General features: G+C 46.0%; 16 protein-coding genes. 13 read left to right on the top strand and 3 right to left on the bottom strand.

The window, feature by feature from the left end; all coding sequences use genetic code 11:
- The 3 genes from pheA (at window position 1) to BM101_RS01985 (ending at window position 2,892) form a co-directional block, all read left to right on the top strand.
- On the top strand, window positions 1-1,146 hold the full coding sequence (gene pheA / locus BM101_RS02000; protein ID WP_087030005.1) for a prephenate dehydratase: 1,146 nt from the start codon (window positions 1-3) through the stop codon (window positions 1,144-1,146).
- Between the two features lie 568 nt (window positions 1,147-1,714).
- A complete protein-coding gene (locus BM101_RS01995) occupies window positions 1,715-2,248 on the top strand; it encodes a transcription repressor NadR (protein WP_409373487.1) in 534 nt (177 codons plus the stop codon).
- An 86-nt stretch (window positions 2,249-2,334) separates the two neighbouring features.
- Window positions 2,335-2,892: a hypothetical protein gene (locus BM101_RS01985; protein ID WP_177194324.1), complete on the top strand. Its 558-nt coding sequence runs from the start codon at window positions 2,335-2,337 to the stop codon at window positions 2,890-2,892.
- A gap of 100 nt (window positions 2,893-2,992) precedes the next feature.
- Here BM101_RS01985 and BM101_RS01980 read toward each other — a convergent pair whose 3' ends face one another.
- Entirely contained in the window at window positions 2,993-3,904 is a 912-nt protein-coding gene (locus BM101_RS01980) for an AEC family transporter (RefSeq protein ID WP_087030017.1), read from the bottom strand.
- 172 nt (window positions 3,905-4,076) lie between these two features.
- On the opposite strand from BM101_RS01980, the gene BM101_RS01975 reads away from it, so the two are divergent.
- The 3 genes from BM101_RS01975 to BM101_RS01965 all read left to right on the top strand — a co-directional run bounded on the left by BM101_RS01975 (window position 4,077) and on the right by BM101_RS01965 (window position 6,330).
- A complete protein-coding gene (locus BM101_RS01975) occupies window positions 4,077-4,538 on the top strand; it encodes an S-ribosylhomocysteine lyase (protein WP_087030019.1) in 462 nt (153 codons plus the stop codon).
- 28 nt (window positions 4,539-4,566) lie between these two features.
- Window positions 4,567-5,685 carry an iron-containing alcohol dehydrogenase family protein gene (locus tag BM101_RS01970; protein WP_087030021.1) on the top strand — a complete coding sequence of 373 codons (1,119 nt, stop codon included), beginning with the start codon at window positions 4,567-4,569 and terminating at the stop codon, window positions 5,683-5,685.
- A 246-nt stretch (window positions 5,686-5,931) separates the two neighbouring features.
- Window positions 5,932-6,330: a cytidine deaminase gene (locus BM101_RS01965; RefSeq protein WP_087030024.1), complete on the top strand. Its 399-nt coding sequence runs from the start codon at window positions 5,932-5,934 to the stop codon at window positions 6,328-6,330.
- Between the two features lie 50 nt (window positions 6,331-6,380).
- Here BM101_RS01965 and BM101_RS01960 read toward each other — a convergent pair whose 3' ends face one another.
- Window positions 6,381-7,220, bottom strand: a complete 840-nt coding sequence (locus BM101_RS01960; RefSeq protein ID WP_143084405.1) for a TMEM33/Pom33 family protein — start codon at window positions 7,218-7,220, stop codon at window positions 6,381-6,383.
- 144 nt (window positions 7,221-7,364) lie between these two features.
- Here BM101_RS01960 and gloA point away from each other — a divergent pair, with 144 nt between their 5' ends.
- The 7 genes from gloA (at window position 7,365) to BM101_RS01925 (ending at window position 17,205) form a co-directional block, all read left to right on the top strand.
- Entirely contained in the window at window positions 7,365-7,739 is a 375-nt protein-coding gene (gene gloA, locus BM101_RS01955) for a lactoylglutathione lyase (protein WP_087030029.1), read from the top strand.
- Between the two features lie 88 nt (window positions 7,740-7,827).
- Entirely contained in the window at window positions 7,828-8,469 is a 642-nt protein-coding gene (locus BM101_RS01950; RefSeq protein WP_087030031.1) for an SGNH/GDSL hydrolase family protein, read from the top strand.
- 303 nt (window positions 8,470-8,772) lie between these two features.
- Window positions 8,773-9,948 (top strand): DUF4349 domain-containing protein, encoded by a 1,176-nt coding sequence (locus tag BM101_RS01945; RefSeq protein ID WP_087030034.1) that lies wholly within the window; start codon window positions 8,773-8,775, stop codon window positions 9,946-9,948.
- A 430-nt stretch (window positions 9,949-10,378) separates the two neighbouring features.
- Entirely contained in the window at window positions 10,379-11,662 is a 1,284-nt protein-coding gene (locus tag BM101_RS01940) for an alkaline phosphatase family protein (RefSeq protein ID WP_087030037.1), read from the top strand.
- A 71-nt stretch (window positions 11,663-11,733) separates the two neighbouring features.
- A complete protein-coding gene (locus tag BM101_RS01935; RefSeq protein ID WP_087030040.1) occupies window positions 11,734-12,120 on the top strand; it encodes a (deoxy)nucleoside triphosphate pyrophosphohydrolase in 387 nt (128 codons plus the stop codon).
- A 520-nt stretch (window positions 12,121-12,640) separates the two neighbouring features.
- Window positions 12,641-14,788: a 1,4-alpha-glucan branching enzyme gene (gene glgB, locus BM101_RS01930; protein ID WP_245825559.1), complete on the top strand. Its 2,148-nt coding sequence runs from the start codon at window positions 12,641-12,643 to the stop codon at window positions 14,786-14,788.
- Window positions 14,789-14,808: 20 nt separating this feature from the next.
- Complete coding sequence (locus tag BM101_RS01925) at window positions 14,809-17,205, top strand: glycogen/starch/alpha-glucan phosphorylase (protein ID WP_087030042.1); 2,397 nt, start codon at window positions 14,809-14,811, stop codon at window positions 17,203-17,205.
- Between the two features lie 70 nt (window positions 17,206-17,275).
- On the opposite strand, the gene BM101_RS01920 is transcribed toward BM101_RS01925, so the two are convergent.
- On the bottom strand, window positions 17,276-17,650 hold the full coding sequence (locus BM101_RS01920) for a DUF4828 domain-containing protein (protein WP_087030046.1): 375 nt from the start codon (window positions 17,648-17,650) through the stop codon (window positions 17,276-17,278).
- Window positions 17,651-17,788 lie beyond the last annotated feature (138 nt).

Genomic DNA, 17,788 nt, shown 5'->3' with positions numbered 1-17,788 from the left:
ATGTCGGATCTAGAGGACTATCGCAAAGAACTGGATGCCATCGATCAGGAATTGGTCTCTTTATTCGAGAAAAGACTGGCGGTATCCAAAAAAATAGGCAATTACAAAAAAAATCAATCTTTACCGATCTACGATAAGGAACGCGAGCGACAAGTGCTGCTTCAAAACATCCGGCAGATAACGGATAAGGATTCCGAGGTCCAGGTCCGTCACTTTTTGGAGACGGTAATGGACTTATCGAAAGAGGTCCAGAAAGATGTCCGGGCCTCCACCGTCGATTACGACCAGCTGTTCGCCAGCCATCCGCCGAAGAACGATCCGAAAATCGGTTATTTCGGGGAAACGGGTTCCTTCTGTGAAGAGGCGATGTTGGCTTACTTCGACGAAGCGCCAGCAAACCCGTCAAACTACCATACGTTTGAGTCTCTGTTTTTGGCCATCCGGAACAAGGAAATCGACTACGGCGTTTTGCCGATCGAGAATTCCTCGACCGGTGCGATTTCGCAGGTGTATGACCTATTGGCCAAATATGGTTTCTCCATCGTTGGGGAACAGTACATCAAAATCGAACAGCATCTGATCGGGCTGGAAGGGACAAACTTGGATGAAGTGGAGGAAGTCTATTCCCATCCGCAAGGGTTCCAACAGTCGACGGAATACTTCAAAAACCATGAAAAATGGCGTCAAATACCATTCCATAGCACGTCCGACAGCGCTAAGTTGGTGAAGGATTCGCAGGATGTCCGTAAGAGCGCAATCGCCAGCAGAAGGGCAGCCGAAATCCATGGCCTGTCCATTCTGGCGGATAACATCCAAAACGAGAGCGAAAATACGACGCGTTTCATTATTCTGGGGAAAGACTTGGAATCAAACCCGCGCTGCAACAAGGTGAGTGTGGTGTTCTCGTTGGATAACGAAGCGGGGACGCTGTTCAAATTATTGCGGCACTTTGCGGAATACCACATCAACTTGATCAAAATCGAGTCCCGCCCCGTCCAAGGGGAGAAGTGGGAATATCTGCTGTATTTGGACTTCGAGGGCAATATCGCGGAAGAAAACGTGAACGGCGCTTTGCGGCTGCTTCAGAAAAACAGCGTCTATTTCCGATTGCTCGGCTGCTACATAGCCGCCACAAAAAATAAATGACGAAAAAAGAAAAGCGGGACAAGCCCGCCTTGCCTCGACTAGTAAGGAAACACTGTGACCAAAAAACGGCCAAGTGTATCATGCCTCTAAGCGATTGAAATCGCAAGAGGCATGACAATTTAGGAAATCTGGCCTGCAACTTTCCCTACGGTCACCTTATACTGGGACTCTAAGGGATGAATCCCTAAGAGTCCCATGCAAATGAGCATCGTAGAGCGCAATTGCTGAGAGACTTCCTGCCTCAGCAGGTTAGTCGAACAGTATGTCTTGGCTCACAGAGCCAAGAGAACCCTTCATCTTTATTCCGAGAGGCAGGCTTGGACCGCTAGCCATCATGTGAGGGCGTCAAACAGTTTAGGAATCTGTGAAACACCTAAAATGATGCGCTTCTTATTTCAAAAAAATAATACGTTTTGCGATCAAGAAAAGATGAGGCATAGACCGGAAAGAACGGTTTTTGACTCATCTTTTCTTGCCGTTTCCGGGAAATTAGGCTCGGGTCGATTTGTCCACTTGCGATAGGGATGAAAAATGGGTACTATTAAGGGTGAGAAGCCGCACAGGAAAGGTGATACAGTTGAAAGCAACAGACAGAAGAAATGAAATCATAAAAATATTGGAGGCATCCGATCAAGCGGTCAATGCTACGCAGTTGGCGGAACAATTTTCGGTGAGCCGCCAAATCATTGTAGGGGACATCGCCTTGATCCGCGCAAAAGGGATAGAAGTGATTGCGACGCCGAGGGGATATCTTTCGGGCAAAGCCTTAAAAGGGGAGGATAAATCCTTCACCGCCAAAGTGGCTTGCCTGCACAGTGAAGCAGAAGTCGAAACGGAATTGACGATCGTTGTCGATAACGGCGGTGAAGTGGTCGATGTGCAGGTGGAGCATCCTTTGTACGGGACCATAACCGGGGAACTGCATATCGGCTCACGCCATGATGTAGCTGATTTCATGAAAAAAGTGGCCGCCAAAGAAGTGACCATGCTATCATCCCTTACCGGGGGTGTGCATATCCATACGATCGCCTGCAAAGATGAAGCGGCTTTGGTCCGCATCAAACACGAGCTGAAGCAAGCGGGCATCCTTTTCGAAGGCTAAAGGGCACTTGACATCTACACAAAAAATTATATAATTAACTGAAACTGTCAAGACAGTTGTAAATATATATTTGGAGGGATGTAAACATGAAGACGCGCATGAAAACAAAAGATCTTACTATAGCGGCATTATTGATCGCAATCGGGATTCTGATACCGATGGTGTCGCCATTTAAAATAATATTGGAGCCTGCATCCTTTACATTGGCAAGCCATGTTGCAACGATGATTGCGATGTTTATCTCGCCAGGCATTGCCGTTGCTGTCGCATTCGGTACAGCAGTAGGCTTTATGCTAGGCGGATTTCCGTTGGTTGTCACGTTACGAGCAGCGACGCATATGATTTTCTCTTATTTCGGAGCGAAATATATCCAAAAGAAACCTGAGCTGGCCAAAGGCGGCAAGCAAACCTTGTTATTCAGCTTGGTCCTGGGCGTCCTGCATGCCACTTGCGAAGTGATCGTCGTGACGTTATTCTATTTTGCCGGGAACTTGACGACTGCTTATTACGACAAAGGTTTGTTGACATCCGTCATGCTTCTGATCGGCGTCGGCACCGTCATCCACAGCATGGTGGATTTCTGGTTGGCGCAAGTTGTCTGGAAGGTTGTCGGAAAAAGCGCGGCCCCCGCAAGATCGCTCTAACAATAAAAAATGAACCTAAAAAAACTTCGAAGCCATTACAGGCTGCGAAGTTTTTTCTTATCTTTAAGAATCCGAATCAACCGATTTTTCAGCGCACCTTTCACCCGAACAGGGTTTGGGCGAATTCCACGATCAGGGGGATGGTCAGAATAGAAAGCAGTGTGGTCAAAACCACAAGGCGTGCTCCGTATTCGTAATCTCCGCCGAATAACCGGCCCAGGATGGCGGTATTTGTGGCAGCGGGAGCACAGGATGCAATCGTTAAGACGATTTCCACTACATAGTTGTCTATCGGAAGCAAATAAATAATGAAGATGGAGACAAAAGCGGTCACCACAAGCCGCAACAGCGAAGTCCAGTAAGCCTTGGGAAAAGCGAATACTTCCAACAGATTGCTGTTTGCGATGTAACTGCCCAAAATCACCATGGCCAAGGGCGTGTTCAAACCGGCCAGACTGTTTGTTGCATTCCATAGGAAATCCGGAACCGGTAGGCGGGTTACGTAGATGGCCAAACCAATGACGGCGCCGATCATCCCAGGGTTCAATAACGTTTGCCGCAGCGTCATCGCCTCCTTATCCCCTGAAATAAGGTATTGTCCATACGTCCATTGCGTGACGTTATTTGCCATGATGTAACCCGACATGAAGAAGACCCCTTCATACCCGACCGTGGCCAGAACCAAGGGAATACCCACGAAACCCGCATTCGGGAAGATGGTGGCATATTGGTCGATGCGGTCGTCTTTTTTATGAAGGAGGCGGGCGATGAAAATCCTTGTGAAAATTGTCAGGAAACCCGCGAAGGTAGCCCAAAACAATAATTTCAAGCGATGCGCATCAAACGCCGCATTGAAGGACGTGATCATCGTCGCCGGCATAACGAAGAGCGACAAAATCGTTGAAATCTGGCGCGTCCCTTCACTGGTGATGACTTTCGCCTTCACTAAAACAAAGCCAAAAAACATGAGAGCGAACATCGTCAACATTTGCTGAAAAACAATGGAAAGCATAGTACCGCGTTCCTCCTTTCGTGGATCGTTTTATGGAACGACTTCCTATCATTGTATGATAGCATAAATCAGACGAAATTTTTAAGGAAGTTTTGTGAAATCTTCGGTATAATGAAAAAGTGACTATTAGGATTTTTTAATATATATTTTTATTCGAAAAGGGGTATGAAGAATGGCAAAAGTAGAAAGTTTTGAACTCGACCACAACTTGGTGAAGGCGCCTTACGTCCGTCAAGCAGGTTATGAACAACACGAAACAGGAGCGATTGTGACAAAATTTGATTTACGCTTTGTGCAACCGAACCAAGATTCCTTACCGACAGGCGCTTTGCATACATTGGAGCATCTGTTGGCGATCAATATCCGCGACTACATCGACGGCGTCATCGACCTTTCCCCGATGGGATGCCGCACGGGCTTCTATCTGATTTGTTGGGGCGAGCACACGACGGAAGAGATCGCTTCCGCGTTGGAAAAAGTATTGAACATCGTCTTGGAAACGACGGTCGTTCCGGCAACGACAGCGAAGGAATGCGGCAATTACCGCGATCATTCCTTGTTTGGCGCCAAAGAATATGCGAAACAAGTATTGGCAGCGGGCATCAGCAGAGACCCGTTTGTGCGCACGGTCTGATTATTTTGGGAGAGGTAGGTAAAGGAAGATGACAACTGCATTAACCGTAAGACCCGGCCCGCAAGAGTATGAGTGCAGACTTGGTGTCTTGGCGACGTTGCCGAAACGTCTTTCGGAAAGATTCGTAAAAAAAATAGTAGTCGTACACGGCGGCGTGTCCTGGCAAAAAGCCCGTCCTTATTTGGATGACCTGTATGCGGCGGACTTTGAAATATGGGAAGACAAGTTCGGCGGAGAATGCAGCTACGAGGAAGTGAATCGCATTGCCGAACTGGCAACTAGCCATCAAGCGGATGCCATCATCGCTGTGGGCGGCGGTAAAATCATGGATGCCGTCAAATATGCGGCAGCCAAAGCGGGCTGTCTGCTGAATGTCATGGTGCCTACATTGGCCAGCAACTGTGCGCCTTGGACACCGCTGAGCGTCATGTATACGGAGGATGGCGTATTCATCCGCTATGATTTCATGCCGCAACAAGCTTCCATCCTGCTGCTGGATCCGCAATTGCTCGTTGATTCCCCCAAAGATTTCTTTGTGGCCGGATTGGCGGATACATTGGCGAAATGGTACGAGTCCGATGAAATCCTGTCCTTGCCTGAAAATGAGCATCAGCCGATGTTGATGATGGCCCGCCACGCGGCTTCCATCTGCAGACAAGCCATCCTTGACTATGCGGAAATGGCCATCGCCGGTTTGGAAGCCGGTGAAGCTACGGAGACCTTCGCGAAATTGGCGGAAGTCATCATCTCCATCAGCGGGATGGTCGGTGGGATGGGGGATACATTGGCCCGGACGACCATTGCGCATGAAATCCACGATGCCATCACCGCTTATCCGGAATCGCATCATTTTCTGCACGGTCACAAGGTCGCCTATGGCATCCTGGTACAACTGGCGTTCGAGAAGAAATGGGCGGAAATCGATAACCTGATTCCGTTCTATGAACATCTGGACATCCCCAAGAGCCTGCATGACTTGCATTTGGATCGTCTCACGGACGAAGAAATCTTGGACATCGCCACATTGGCTACGAAACCGGAAGCACCGGTTCATGGTTTGCCTTATGAAGTGAATGCCGCCTTGATGGTTCAAGCAATCAAAGCATTGGAAAACTATATGGCCAATATTCCGGGATTGAAAGATTAGTCATTTTCAAGAAAGAATGAAGAGCGCGAACACCCGTGATTATAAGGGGGGTTCGCGCTCCTTTATTTTTTTAGTGCAGTCGCTCGTTCGCATCCTTTCCGTGCCGGATGCGTGTCAAATAGGGCCGCGGTATTGCCAAAATTGGCAAAAAGGATGTAAAGTCGGTATACTTGGGTTAAGGCTATTTGTCCGGGGGATGCGGGGAAATGGAAAAATCGATTCATCAAGATAAGCGAGGGAAAGCAAATGGATGTTGAACAATTAGTGGCAAAAGCGAAAGAGGCCAAACAGAATGCCTATTGCCCGTATTCGCATTTTCCTGTCGGTGCGGCTGTCCTCTATAAGAGCGGGGAAGTCATCACCGGGGTAAATGTCGAGAATGTTTCCTTTGGTGCGACCAATTGTGCCGAAAGGACGGCCTTGTTTGCCGGCATCGCGAAAGGCTATCATAAAGAGGACGTGATGGCCATTGCTATTTCGGGGGATACCGAAGATTTCTTGCCGCCATGCAGCATCTGCAGGCAAGTCATGGTGGAACTTTGCGACTACGAAACGCCGGTCTATCTGTCGAAAAACAACGGCGAAATCATGGAACTGACGCTTAAAGCATTGGTGCCGTATGCGTTCACCGATATGGATATTTAAAAACAAGCTGCAGGATGACTCGCTTATGCGAGCAAATCCTGCAGCTTGTTTTACATTTTGAAGATGAGCAGATAGGTGATGCTGATCATGATGAGCAGATGTGCGCTGATGCCGCCTAAGCACAGATAGAGTGTTTCGTATTTTGTCTCATTGATCGTCTGGTAGAGGCTGGCAATGAAGGTCACGAGATAGGACATCAAATGGATCAGGAATAATAAAAGGACAGGCACCGCCATAAGGATAGGGGCGATCATGCCAAAGATAAAGGAGACGGCCAATAAAACAAAGCTGAATGCATTCATTCCGGCAAATTGCGTCATCCAATTAGGAAATGCATGGCGTCTATGCAAAAAATAGGTTTTGATGACGTAGGATAAGATCGGGAACAGCAAATAATATAATAGAAGCAGCAGGAAACCCTTCATATACCAAACGAGCGGTTCGATCTTAAACGAAACTGCCGGAAACAAGGATATCTGCGACAGCAAGTCATACTGAACTGCAAAAGCGGCCAACATCCTTGTGATGAGGCCTGCAGACAACAGGGCGGATGCGATGAAGGTGAAATAGCCGTATAGTTCGTGGGTATCCCGGCGCGTTTTCCTTGATTCATCGGGATCTTTCATTTTCTTCCATAAAAAAGAGCAATAGCGGACAAATTTACCTCTCAGCTGTTGAAAAGAAAATGCCTTTTTTTGCAATCTTGAATTTGGTAAAGAATCCTCTTTGTTTGTGACGTCAACAACATCAGTTGGGTTATCCTCAAATAGAGAGGCTTGATACACTTCATCTTTATGGATCGCTTCAGAAGCGGAAACATCTGATCCACACATGGGGCAAATTAAAGCTTCTTTTGGAATGCGGTTATGACAATATACACATGTCTTCATTTGACGGCTCCTTCTCTGAATCATTAACTTCTAGGATAATTCAGATTACAAGATATAGCAAGTCTATTTTTGCGACAAAACTTTGAAAAAAACGGCAATATTCGGTATGATAAAAGACAGGTAGAAAAGAGAGGATGGTTGGATATGAAAATGCTTCATACTTGTATTCGCGTACAGCACCTGGATAAATCATTGGCATTCTACAAAGAAGCTTTCGGTTTTAAAGAAAAGAAAATGTTGGATTACCCTGAGCACAAATTCTCGATCGTTTATTTAGGCCTGGAAAACGATGACTATGAATTGGAATTGACCTACAACTATGACCACGAACCGTATAATATCGGCGATGGCTACGGGCACATCGCGCTTGGCGTGGATGAATTCGAAGAATTGCACGACAAACAGGTGGCGGCCGGCTTCACCGTCACGGACTACAAAGGCCTGCCGGACTCATCGGTCAGGTATTATTTCGTCACCGATCCGGATGGCTATAAGATCGAAGTCATCCAAAATAAATAGGCGATTACACGTTTGCAGCAGGGCCGGGACAAAAAGCGTTTTGTCTCGGTCCCTTGTTTTATGAAAAAATTTGCGGGAGGTGAGGGAGATGGAAACGACGCAAAAACAAAAACTGCTTTTCATCGGGGACAGCATCACTGACGTGCATCGAAACAGGGCGAATCCCGATTCGCTGGGCAGCGGCTATGTTTCGATGATCCAGCAAGAATTCCAGCGTCGCGGCGAAGCAGAATGCTATCAGGTCATCAATAGAGGCATCAGCGGCAACACAATGACGGATCTGGTTGAGCGTTGGCACAAGGATTGTGTATCCCTTCAGCCGGATGTTGTGACCATTTTGATCGGCATCAATGATACGTGGCAAAATGTGGGCGACGACAGCCTTTTTGGGACAGAGAAGACAGCGGCCTTGTTCAAGATGTGCTACACGCATCTACTGGCATCCTTGCGGAACCAATCGCAAGCACGCATCATTTTGCTGGAGCCGTTTGTGTTCCCTTTTCCGGAGGACCGAAAGATGTGGCGCAAAGATTTGGATCCGAAAATCGCCATCGTCCGGGAACTGGCGGACAACTTTGGGGCCGAGTGCATAGGCTTGGACCGCTATCTTAACGAAGTGGGCGAAGAAGTAGGCTACGAAGCCTTGTCGGAAGACGGCGTCCATCCCACCGGAAAAGGGCATGAACTGATTGCAGAAGCTTGGATGCAACAATTCGAAAAGGGGAAATGAGCATTAATTTGGAAATAGGCTTGCTATTGCAGCGGGGGCATGGTATTATTCTATACATGCGATGAGGCGACGAGCAATCAGATGAGTTTACTCATTCCGCTTTGGCGGCTGGTGATTGCGAATCTTAACGGGACATGCGTGCTTTGCACACCACAGGATGTGGATGTTTGATAACAACTGCTGTGAACAGGAGTTATCCATGATTTATCATGCCGTACTAAAAGGTTGGAAGTTCTTAGGGACTTTCAATCTTTTTTTTTGCGTTTTTTTTGTAAGGGCTTTATTTTAGGAGCTGGTTCGGGAATGCTGTATAATTTAGATAAGAATATGGGCATTTTTGATGGGGAGGCGATTTTGGTGAAGAGAGCGAAACTATTTATTGTATTTCTCCTGTCTCTGACGTTGTTTGGCTGCTCCTTGTGGACAAATGTAACAACGAATACGACCCAGGATACGGCTGGCGTCAACAGCGTATCAACGATGGAGGTGGCAAAAACCGACAGTGCCACAGGTCAAGGGTTGCTGATTGGCGAAAAAGTCATCACCACCATCACTCTATCCTACGAGACGCTGGAATATCAGGCTTCAGTTGATTATTTGAATCAAGTTATCAAAAAATACGGCGCCTATATTGAATATTCCTATGAATACAGCGGGAACAACGGCATCTACAATTCTGCTTCCACATCCACAAACTACCGTCAAGGGACTTATACCATCCGCATTCCGAACGCTTCCGTAAATCCGTTCATGCAGGATTTGGAGGGAAATCTGGGGACGAAAATCAGCGAACAAATCGGCAACCAGGATGTCACGCAATCCTACAAAGATACCGCAACCCGCATCAGCGTGCTGCAAAGGAAGGAAGAGCGGCTGTTGGCCTTGTTGGATAAAGCGGAAGCAGTCGATCAAATCCTGGCCATCGAAGACAGTCTGAGCGCAACCATCTCCGAGCGGGAAGTGTTGCAGTCCGAATTGGATAATATGGATTCTCTGATCGATTATACCGCTCTCCATTTAACGGTTACTGAACGTTCCCGCATCAGCACGAACCACGGAGGAGCGGTTCCGTTTTGGGGCCGTGTAAAAGAAGCTTTCCTGGATTCTGTGTATGCTTTCTACTACTGGGTGCAAGATGCTGCCATCGGGCTCATCTATGCATTGCCATATATTGTTGCCGCATTGGGATTGGTTCTGCTGTTTTGGCTCATCAAAAAAATATTCTTCAAAACCCGTTGGGGAAAGAAGCGGATAGAAAGACAGCTCCAAGAAAAGAAAATAATCGAAGACAGAAGGAAAGAAAGATTTGTGCGCACACATCCAAAAAAAACGGATGCAAAAAACGCAGCGAATAAGCCAGCGGAAAATCCGAAAGAACCATCGAAAGAGGACATGAGCCAAAATACACTGCTCGGCAGTGAGGTGAAAACGGAAAGCCCAGCGGAACAACCCACTGAGGAAAAAAGAACGGAAAAATAATGATGGAGAAGGTCTGGAACAATCATTCTGGACTTTTTCACATGTGCGCCGGAAAACGGCAAGCATGTCCATTGTGAGATGGAGTGGAATCCCGAACCGACGAACCGAAACGGGATACAAATCTCAAAGGGAATGGATGGTTCTGCATGGAAAAGTCCGACGCTGCAGGAGCCCCAGAACAGTGACGACGGCAAGTAACACGGGAAGAAGGCCAACGTTCTTTCCAGGGAGGTTTGATGGGGTTCAGAGGATGCTCTTTTTGTTGTTTTGTTTCGAATAAGATATGCAGCATTATCGCGAAAAGAAAGGCCAGCGTTTTAAAGGGAATTTCAAAAATCGTTGTTTTTGCCGAATATTTACCATTTTCTTAAAACGTTCACATAAGGCGATGCAAACATATGGTAAAATAATCGTATAGGAGGGCGTGGATATGGGGAAAAGAAAACTGTACATCATTTCATTAGATGCATTTGGTGCTGATGATTTGGCTTTTGCCAAGACATTGCCCCATTTTCAAGAAATTATTAACCGAAGCGCATTAGTCAAAGAAGTGGAGTCTGTCTATCCTTCGCTGACCTATGTTGCCCATACTTCGATCGCAACCGGAATGTATCCGAATCGCCATGGTGTCATTCACAATACGCATCTTCAACCAGAACGGCAGTCCCCTGATTGGTATTGGTATGCAAAAGAAATCAAGAAAGCGACTATATTTGACGTCGCCAAGCAGGCAGGTTATACGGTCTGCGCCTTGCTGTGGCCGGTGACGGGTAAGAGTCCCTCCATCGATTATAACCTGGCCGAGATCTTCCCGAATCGCCCCTGGCAAACCCAAGTGACGGTATCCGCTTTTGCTTCCAGTATGCGCTACGCACTAGCGATGAATAAAAAATTCGGGAAAATGCGCAATGGCATCGCACAACCGGAATTGGACGAATTTATCACAGCAATCGCCGTCGATACCATCAAAACGAAGCAACCGGATCTGATGGCTGTCCACCTTGTGGATTTGGATAGCATGCGGCATGGATACGGTGTCTTGAGCAATCAGGCGAAGGAAGCCATCGTCAGGATGGATCGTCATCTCGGCCAAATAATGGACGCCATGAAGGAAAGCGGCATTTTTGAAGATACGGTATTCGCCGTATTGGGGGATCACTATCAGATCGATACACATACCGTTATCCGCCCCAATCACTTGTTTTTGGATAAAGGTTGGCAAACGTTAGATAAGAAGAAAGACATCAAGGATTGGAAAGTGTTGGCGAAAGCCGCCGACGGAGCTTGTTATATTTACCGCAGGGACGATAGCATCACGAACAAGATGATATTGGATGCCCTGAAAGGTTTGGATGACAGAATCGATACCATCTATTCTGCCAAAGAAGCCAGCAAGATGGGAGCGGACGAGAACTGCCTGTTTATGATAGAGGCGAAACGCGGCTACTATTTCGAAAGCGATGTCCGCTATCCTTTCATGGAAAGCACCGCGAAGAGTCTGCCCGATCGCAAGCTGCATAAAGCCACACATGGATTCAGCCCCAAAAAGAAAAACTACGGCACGATGCTGCTGCTGTCAGGTCCGGGAATTGACGCGGATGCCGTCATCGAAAAGGGCAGGTTGGTTGACGAAGGGCCTACTTTCCTGCATGCCATCGGGTTGAAGTTCCCTGAAGTCACGGATGGCAGGGTAATCAATAAAGTATTCTTATGAGAAAGATAGTCCAGAATAGACATGATTTAAGTCATGTGAATTTCAGGAAATAATGGAGGTTTTTTTTGAAGATGGTAAAGGTTGTTGGAGCCGTGTTAGAAAAGGATGGGAAAATCTTCTGTGCCCAAAGAGGTTGCAGCAAATCGTTGGCAGGACTGTGGGAATTTCCGGGCGGCAAGATGGAGGCGGGCGAATCCGAGGAAGAGGCGCTCATCCGTGAAATGCAGGAGGAATTCAATTGTAAAGTTATCGTAAAGGAAAAACTTGTTACCGTGATTCATGAATATGCTTTCGGAACCGTGGAGTTGGCCACGCTGCTGTGCGGCTTGCAAGAGGGAGAACCGCAACTTTCCGAGCATCAAGATATGCGTTGGGAAAGCATTTGTAATCTCGATCGTCTCGACTGGGCTCCGGCGGATATCCCAACGGTGGAACTGCTTATGCAAAGATTCAAATGATAATGAAAAACAATAGGAATCCCAATTTGTAAATAGGATGTCTAAACTATTTACAAATTGGGATTCTTTTTTTAGCTTAATTGTAAACGTACGCAAGATAGTTGCTCATAAGATTTGATTTCTTGTGAATAAGTATTCAAATTGGAATTCTCTATCGTATGCGGTCCGACAAGGGATCTATTCGTTGAGCAAGGATGCAAGAAGATTATTTTTAAGTTTTCTAATCATATTCTAACTTTACTTTAATTTTACAATCAACGAAAAATATGAATCTGCTATATTGATATAGAAAGAATGTTATTCGTTTCCATTGTTGTTAATTAGATTTTTTGTAAAGGGATAGTTTTGTCCTATTTATGGCTAAAAATAATACTTGTTTCAATATATTTATTATGCTTTATGGCAAAACAAACCGATAAATGTTATGATAAACAACATGATGAAGATGAGGTTAAATCGAGCGATATATAACAATTCTGATTTTTTTGAATCACAATATAGTTGAGAGGGGAGTGCTTTAATGAGTGCAGAAATGAACATACTCAATGAGCTTGAAAAACAAATGTATTTGTTTAACATTGGAGAACACTTTGAGAGCTATCGTTTTTTTGGCAGTAAAAAACGCAATGAGGACAATAAAGACGGCTGGCGGTTTACGGTTTGGGCACCTAATGCGAAGAGCGTTTCATTAGTCGGCGATTTTTCCGATTGGAAACCTATCGAAATGCATAGAATCGGCAAGACGGGCGGATGGTCTGTTTTTACTGAGGATGCTAAAGAAGGACAATGCTACAAATATTATATCGAAGATAAGAACGGCAAGAAGAAATACAAAATAGATCCTTATTCCTTCGCGTATGAAGTTCCACCGAAAGATGCCTCCGTCATTCTTGACATGCCTGACAAAAAATGGAAAGACGGCAGATGGCAAGCAAACAAGAAGAGGAAAGCCATTTATCAAAAACCCCTCAATATCTATGAAGTGCATTTCAGTTCCTGGAAGAAACATGAAGATGGAAGTTGGTATTCCTTCAAGGACCTAGCGGAAGCGTTGATCCCGTATGTGAAAGAGATGGGCTACACACATATCGAATTCATGCCATTGATGGAACATCCCCTGGAAGCGTCTTGGGGTTATCAAATCACCGGCTATTATGCTGTGGCTGCGCGCTATGGCAATCTATTGGAATTGCGGGAATTTGTTGAAGAGGCTCATAAAGAAGGCATCGGCGTCATCATGGACTGGGTTCCAGGCCATTTCTGCCGTAACGACTATGCGCTGTCCTATTTTGATGGGACGCCGACTTTCGAGTATGCGGATCCGAACCGTGGCGTCAACAATCGTTGGGGCACGTTGAATTTTGACTTAGGCAAATCACAAGTGCACAGTTTCCTGATCTCAAACGCCATTTTCTGGCTGGAGGAGTTCCATTTGGACGGTATCCGCGTCGATGCGGTTTCCAACATGCTCTACTTGGACTACGATGATGGCCCGTGGACACCGAATGAAGACGGCAGCAATCATAACCGTGAAGGCATTCAGTTCCTTCAAAAAATGAACAAAAAAATATTCGAAAGAACCCCTGATGCCTACATGATCGCTGAAGAGAGCACCGCTTGGGCGAATGTGACGAAGCCAATCGAAATGGGCGGCTTAGGATTCAATTACAAGTGGGTGCAGGCATTCAAGGACATCCGTAAAGTGATCACCATCCACAACATCCGTTTCCAAGGTATCTTTGATCCGGTCGTACTTTCCAGCATCTTCGGAACAGGAATGAACATCTACCATGAGGCCGGAGTGAAATATTACGATAACGTCAATTTCCTGAAAGGCGGCATCAATTTTTCTGATGTCGTGACGACGGTGAGTCCATCCTACGCCAATGAAATCCAAACACCGGAATTCGGCGAAGGATTGGAAGGCGCACTACGCTACAATAGCGGCAAAATAAGAGGGATCATCAACGGCATCGACTATGATATCAATAACCCGGAAACCGATCCGAAGCTGCTCTACCATTTCTCCAGCACTGATTTATCCGGAAAAGCTAAAAATAAAGCAGCGCTGCAAGAACGCTTGGGGCTGGAAGTGAACCCTGATATCCCATTGATAACGAGCGTCGGACGCTTGACGGATCAAAAAGGATATCAATTGGTCCAAGAAAAAGCTGAGGAATTATTGAATTCGCGCGATGTCCAAATCGCCATTTTGGGAACGGGAGAAGCGGAGTACGAAAATTCGTTCCGTTACTTTGCCTCCGAATACCCGGATCGATTCAGCGCCGTGATAGACTTTGATATCACGTTGGCGCAATTGATGTATGCGGGCAGCGATCTGTTCCTGATGCCATCCGCATTTGAACCATGCGGCTTGTCACAAATGATTTCATTGCGCTACGGCACTTTGCCGATCGTTCATGAAACAGGTGGCTTAAAAGATACCGTTGTGCCGTATAACGCTTATACAGGCGAAGGGACCGGCTTCACTTTCATGGACTTCAGCGGCTATGCGCTGCTTGGGACCATCTACCGGGCCTTGGATGTATACGAGAATCAGCCGAAAGCTTGGGCTGCGATGGTACAAACAGCGATGAGCCAGGATTTCAGCTGGAAAGAACCGGCTAAAGATTACCTGGAAATATATGAATCTTTAGTAAATGAGTAACGGAAAGGTCTGGTATTCACATGGCATTCAATGTACAAGAATTCAAAAAAGAATATACAAAAAAGTTCGAAGAATTATTTGCATATGGTTATGATGAAGGATCAACTACTGAACGTTTCATCGCGCTCGGCGATTTGGTGAGAGGGCTATACACTGAAGAGTGGAAAAGTACGGTTGAAGATTATATAGCAGATCAATCAAAACAGGTCTACTATTTTTCCATGGAATTTTTGCCGGGAAGAATGCTGAAAAGCAACCTATTGAATTTGGGCATCCTGGATTGCGTGCGCGAAGGCATGCAGGAACTGGGGCTCGACTTTGATGAAGTAGCACGAGGTGAAGTGGACCCCGCTTTGGGAAATGGCGGTCTAGGGCGATTGGCATCCTGCTTCATGGATTCCATCGCTTCCACCGGTCTTGCAGGCCATGGTAACGGTATCCGTTACCGTTATGGTCTGTTCCAGCAAAAATTCGTCAACGGCTACCAAATTGAATTACCGGAAAACTGGCTGCGGAACCGCAACGTCTGGGAAGTCAGAAAAGAAAATAAGGCCGTCATCGTCCGTTTCGGCGGGCAAGTGAATCTCGCGGCCGATGAAGATGGCAAGATGACGGTGCGCTATGAAAATACGCGTAATATTTTGGCCGTCCCCTACGATACCGCTCAAGTCGGATACAAAAACGGGGTTATCAATAATCTGCGTCTATGGTCTGCCGAAATCCCCTATGGCGAAGAAGCCAATTTTTCCACAGTGGAAGAACGGGATGACGTCATGCGCATAACCGAAGTGTTGTATCCTGATGATTCAAACTATGAAGGGCGCTTATTGCGCGTCAAACAGGAGTATTTCTTCTCTTCCGCAGGGATACAAAGCATCATCCGGTACTTCAAAAAACTGAAGCTGGACTGGAATCAATTTCCGGAAAAGACCGCCATCCATATCAATGATACCCATCCGACTTTGGCAATTCCCGAATTGATGCGGATATTGTTGGATGAAGAAGGCTTAGGCTGGGATCAGGCTTGGGAAATAACGAAAAAAACGATCAGCTACACCAACCATACCATTCTGCAGGAAGCGATGGAACGCTGGCCGGAAGGCATGATTGCGGAGCTATTGCCGCGCATCTACCAAATCATCGCCGAAATAAATCGCCGTCACATCGAGAAAAAAATACCTATCTATGGAAATGAATTGGCCTACCGGACAGCCATCATCGACCAGGGCCAGATCAAAATGGCCAATTTGGCGATCATCGGCAGCCACAGCGTCAACGGGGTTGCGCAACTGCATACCGATATCCTGATGGCTGAAACCTTGCACGATTTCTTTGTGATGTATCCTCAGAAGTTCAACAACAAAACGAACGGCATCACGCAACGACGCTGGGTTCAAATCGCCAATGAAGCGTTGACGGATTTGTTGGATGATACGATTGGGGCAGAATGGAAGAAAAATCCATTGGAAATTCGTCTGTTGAAGGCATTCCGGGAAGATGAAGAAGTCTTGGAAGCTTTAGAAACCGTGAAGTTGAAAAATAAACAGCGGTTTGCCGACTATGTACTGAAAACAATGGGGATTGAAATCGATCCGACTGCCATCTTCGATGTGCAGATCAAACGGATGCATGCCTACAAACGCCAACTGCTGAACGTTATGCATATTTTGGACCGCTATCTGCAGCTGAAGGATGATCCTTCTTTGGATTTCCCGAAACGCGTCTTCATTTTTGGTGCAAAAGCGGCACCAAGCTATTATTATGCGAAGGAAATCATCAAATTGATCAATGCGATTGCCGATTTGATCAATAATGACTCTACCATCGGGGATAAAATCAAAATCGTCTTTGTGGAAAATTACGGCGTTTCCCTTGCGGAATTGATCATTCCAGCCGCGGATATCAGTGAACAAATCTCCTTGGCCGGTAAAGAAGCTTCCGGGACGAGCAATATGAAATTGATGTCCAACGGCGCCATAACAATGGCCACTTTGGACGGCGCAAACGTAGAAATCCGGGACAATGTCGGCGACGAAAATATCTTTGTCTTCGGACTAAAGAGTGAAGAAGTTCAGTCGTATTACCGCAACGGCAACTATCATGCCTACGATATCTACGAAAAGAACCCGCGTGTGAAGCGTGTGCTGAACATGCTTGTCGATGGCTCCATTCCGGGCATCGAACAAGAAGGTCGCGATATCTTTGATTCTTTGGTGAAATTCAATGACGAGTACTTCCTGTTGAAGGATTTCGACAGCTATATCGCAGCGCAATACAGCGCGGACAGAATCTATGCCGATCGAGGGAAATGGAACCGGATGGCATTGATGAATATTGCCAACTCAGGGCCGTTCTCGTCAGACTATACGATCCGACGCTATGCTGATGAAATATGGAAAATCAAACCGAAAAGCTGATGCGACAAAATAAAGAAGGCGGGATAGAAAATCATCCAAAAATGATTTTCTATCCCGCCTTCGTATGTTTTTATTTGGGTTGTACGCGATTTAAGTGATATTCTTTCTCTTCTGCTTCGTCATAGATGTATAAACTAGGATATGATTGCTTTTTCAATATTATATAATAGCCGAAATGGTCCCGGAACACTAATTCATCAGGCTTCACTTCTTCCAGCGTTGCATCCAATGTTTGGTTGTTGATCAAGATATCCAGGTCATCAGTAATTTCAACCTTCAAGGATCGATTATCATTTTTCCAAGTACCGACATAGGGCGTTAATGAGGTAGATACATTCGTCTTATCGGAACCTTTTTTCTTCCAATGCGACTGAAACAATGCTGAGCTGATACTTGCTAAAACAGACAATCCGAATAACATCCTCCAAGGATTCTTTTTTTCCACTGATCCGATGACCTCCTAAATTAACTTACTTCCATAGTATATTCTTTTTCTTGAAAATGACCATAGCATTCATAATACAAATATGTTACAAAATTTGTGCAATTCTAAAATGTGGTCCTTTCCAGTCTTAGAGGAGTA

This window comes from Trichococcus palustris (assembly GCF_900114465.1).
Taxonomy (GTDB): Bacteria; Bacillota; Bacilli; order Lactobacillales; family Aerococcaceae; genus Trichococcus; species Trichococcus palustris.
This window is presented reverse-complemented; position numbering and strand designations above follow the sequence as displayed.

Coding starts and splice junctions, on each gene's coding strand:
- pheA (WP_087030005.1), top strand. CDS start 1: ATGTCGGATCTAGAGGACTATCGCAAAGAACTGGATGCCATCGATCAG.
- BM101_RS01985 (WP_177194324.1), top strand. CDS start 2,335: ATGAAGACGCGCATGAAAACAAAAGATCTTACTATAGCGGCATTATTG.
- BM101_RS01980 (WP_087030017.1), bottom strand. CDS start 3,904: ATGCTTTCCATTGTTTTTCAGCAAATGTTGACGATGTTCGCTCTCATG.
- BM101_RS01975 (WP_087030019.1), top strand. CDS start 4,077: ATGGCAAAAGTAGAAAGTTTTGAACTCGACCACAACTTGGTGAAGGCG.
- BM101_RS01970 (WP_087030021.1), top strand. CDS start 4,567: ATGACAACTGCATTAACCGTAAGACCCGGCCCGCAAGAGTATGAGTGC.
- BM101_RS01965 (WP_087030024.1), top strand. CDS start 5,932: ATGGATGTTGAACAATTAGTGGCAAAAGCGAAAGAGGCCAAACAGAAT.
- BM101_RS01960 (WP_143084405.1), bottom strand. CDS start 7,220: ATGAAGACATGTGTATATTGTCATAACCGCATTCCAAAAGAAGCTTTA.
- gloA (WP_087030029.1), top strand. CDS start 7,365: ATGAAAATGCTTCATACTTGTATTCGCGTACAGCACCTGGATAAATCA.
- BM101_RS01950 (WP_087030031.1), top strand. CDS start 7,828: ATGGAAACGACGCAAAAACAAAAACTGCTTTTCATCGGGGACAGCATC.
- BM101_RS01945 (WP_087030034.1), top strand. CDS start 8,773: ATGCTGTATAATTTAGATAAGAATATGGGCATTTTTGATGGGGAGGCG.
- BM101_RS01940 (WP_087030037.1), top strand. CDS start 10,379: ATGGGGAAAAGAAAACTGTACATCATTTCATTAGATGCATTTGGTGCT.
- BM101_RS01935 (WP_087030040.1), top strand. CDS start 11,734: ATGGTAAAGGTTGTTGGAGCCGTGTTAGAAAAGGATGGGAAAATCTTC.
- glgB (WP_245825559.1), top strand. CDS start 12,641: ATGAGTGCAGAAATGAACATACTCAATGAGCTTGAAAAACAAATGTAT.
- BM101_RS01925 (WP_087030042.1), top strand. CDS start 14,809: ATGGCATTCAATGTACAAGAATTCAAAAAAGAATATACAAAAAAGTTC.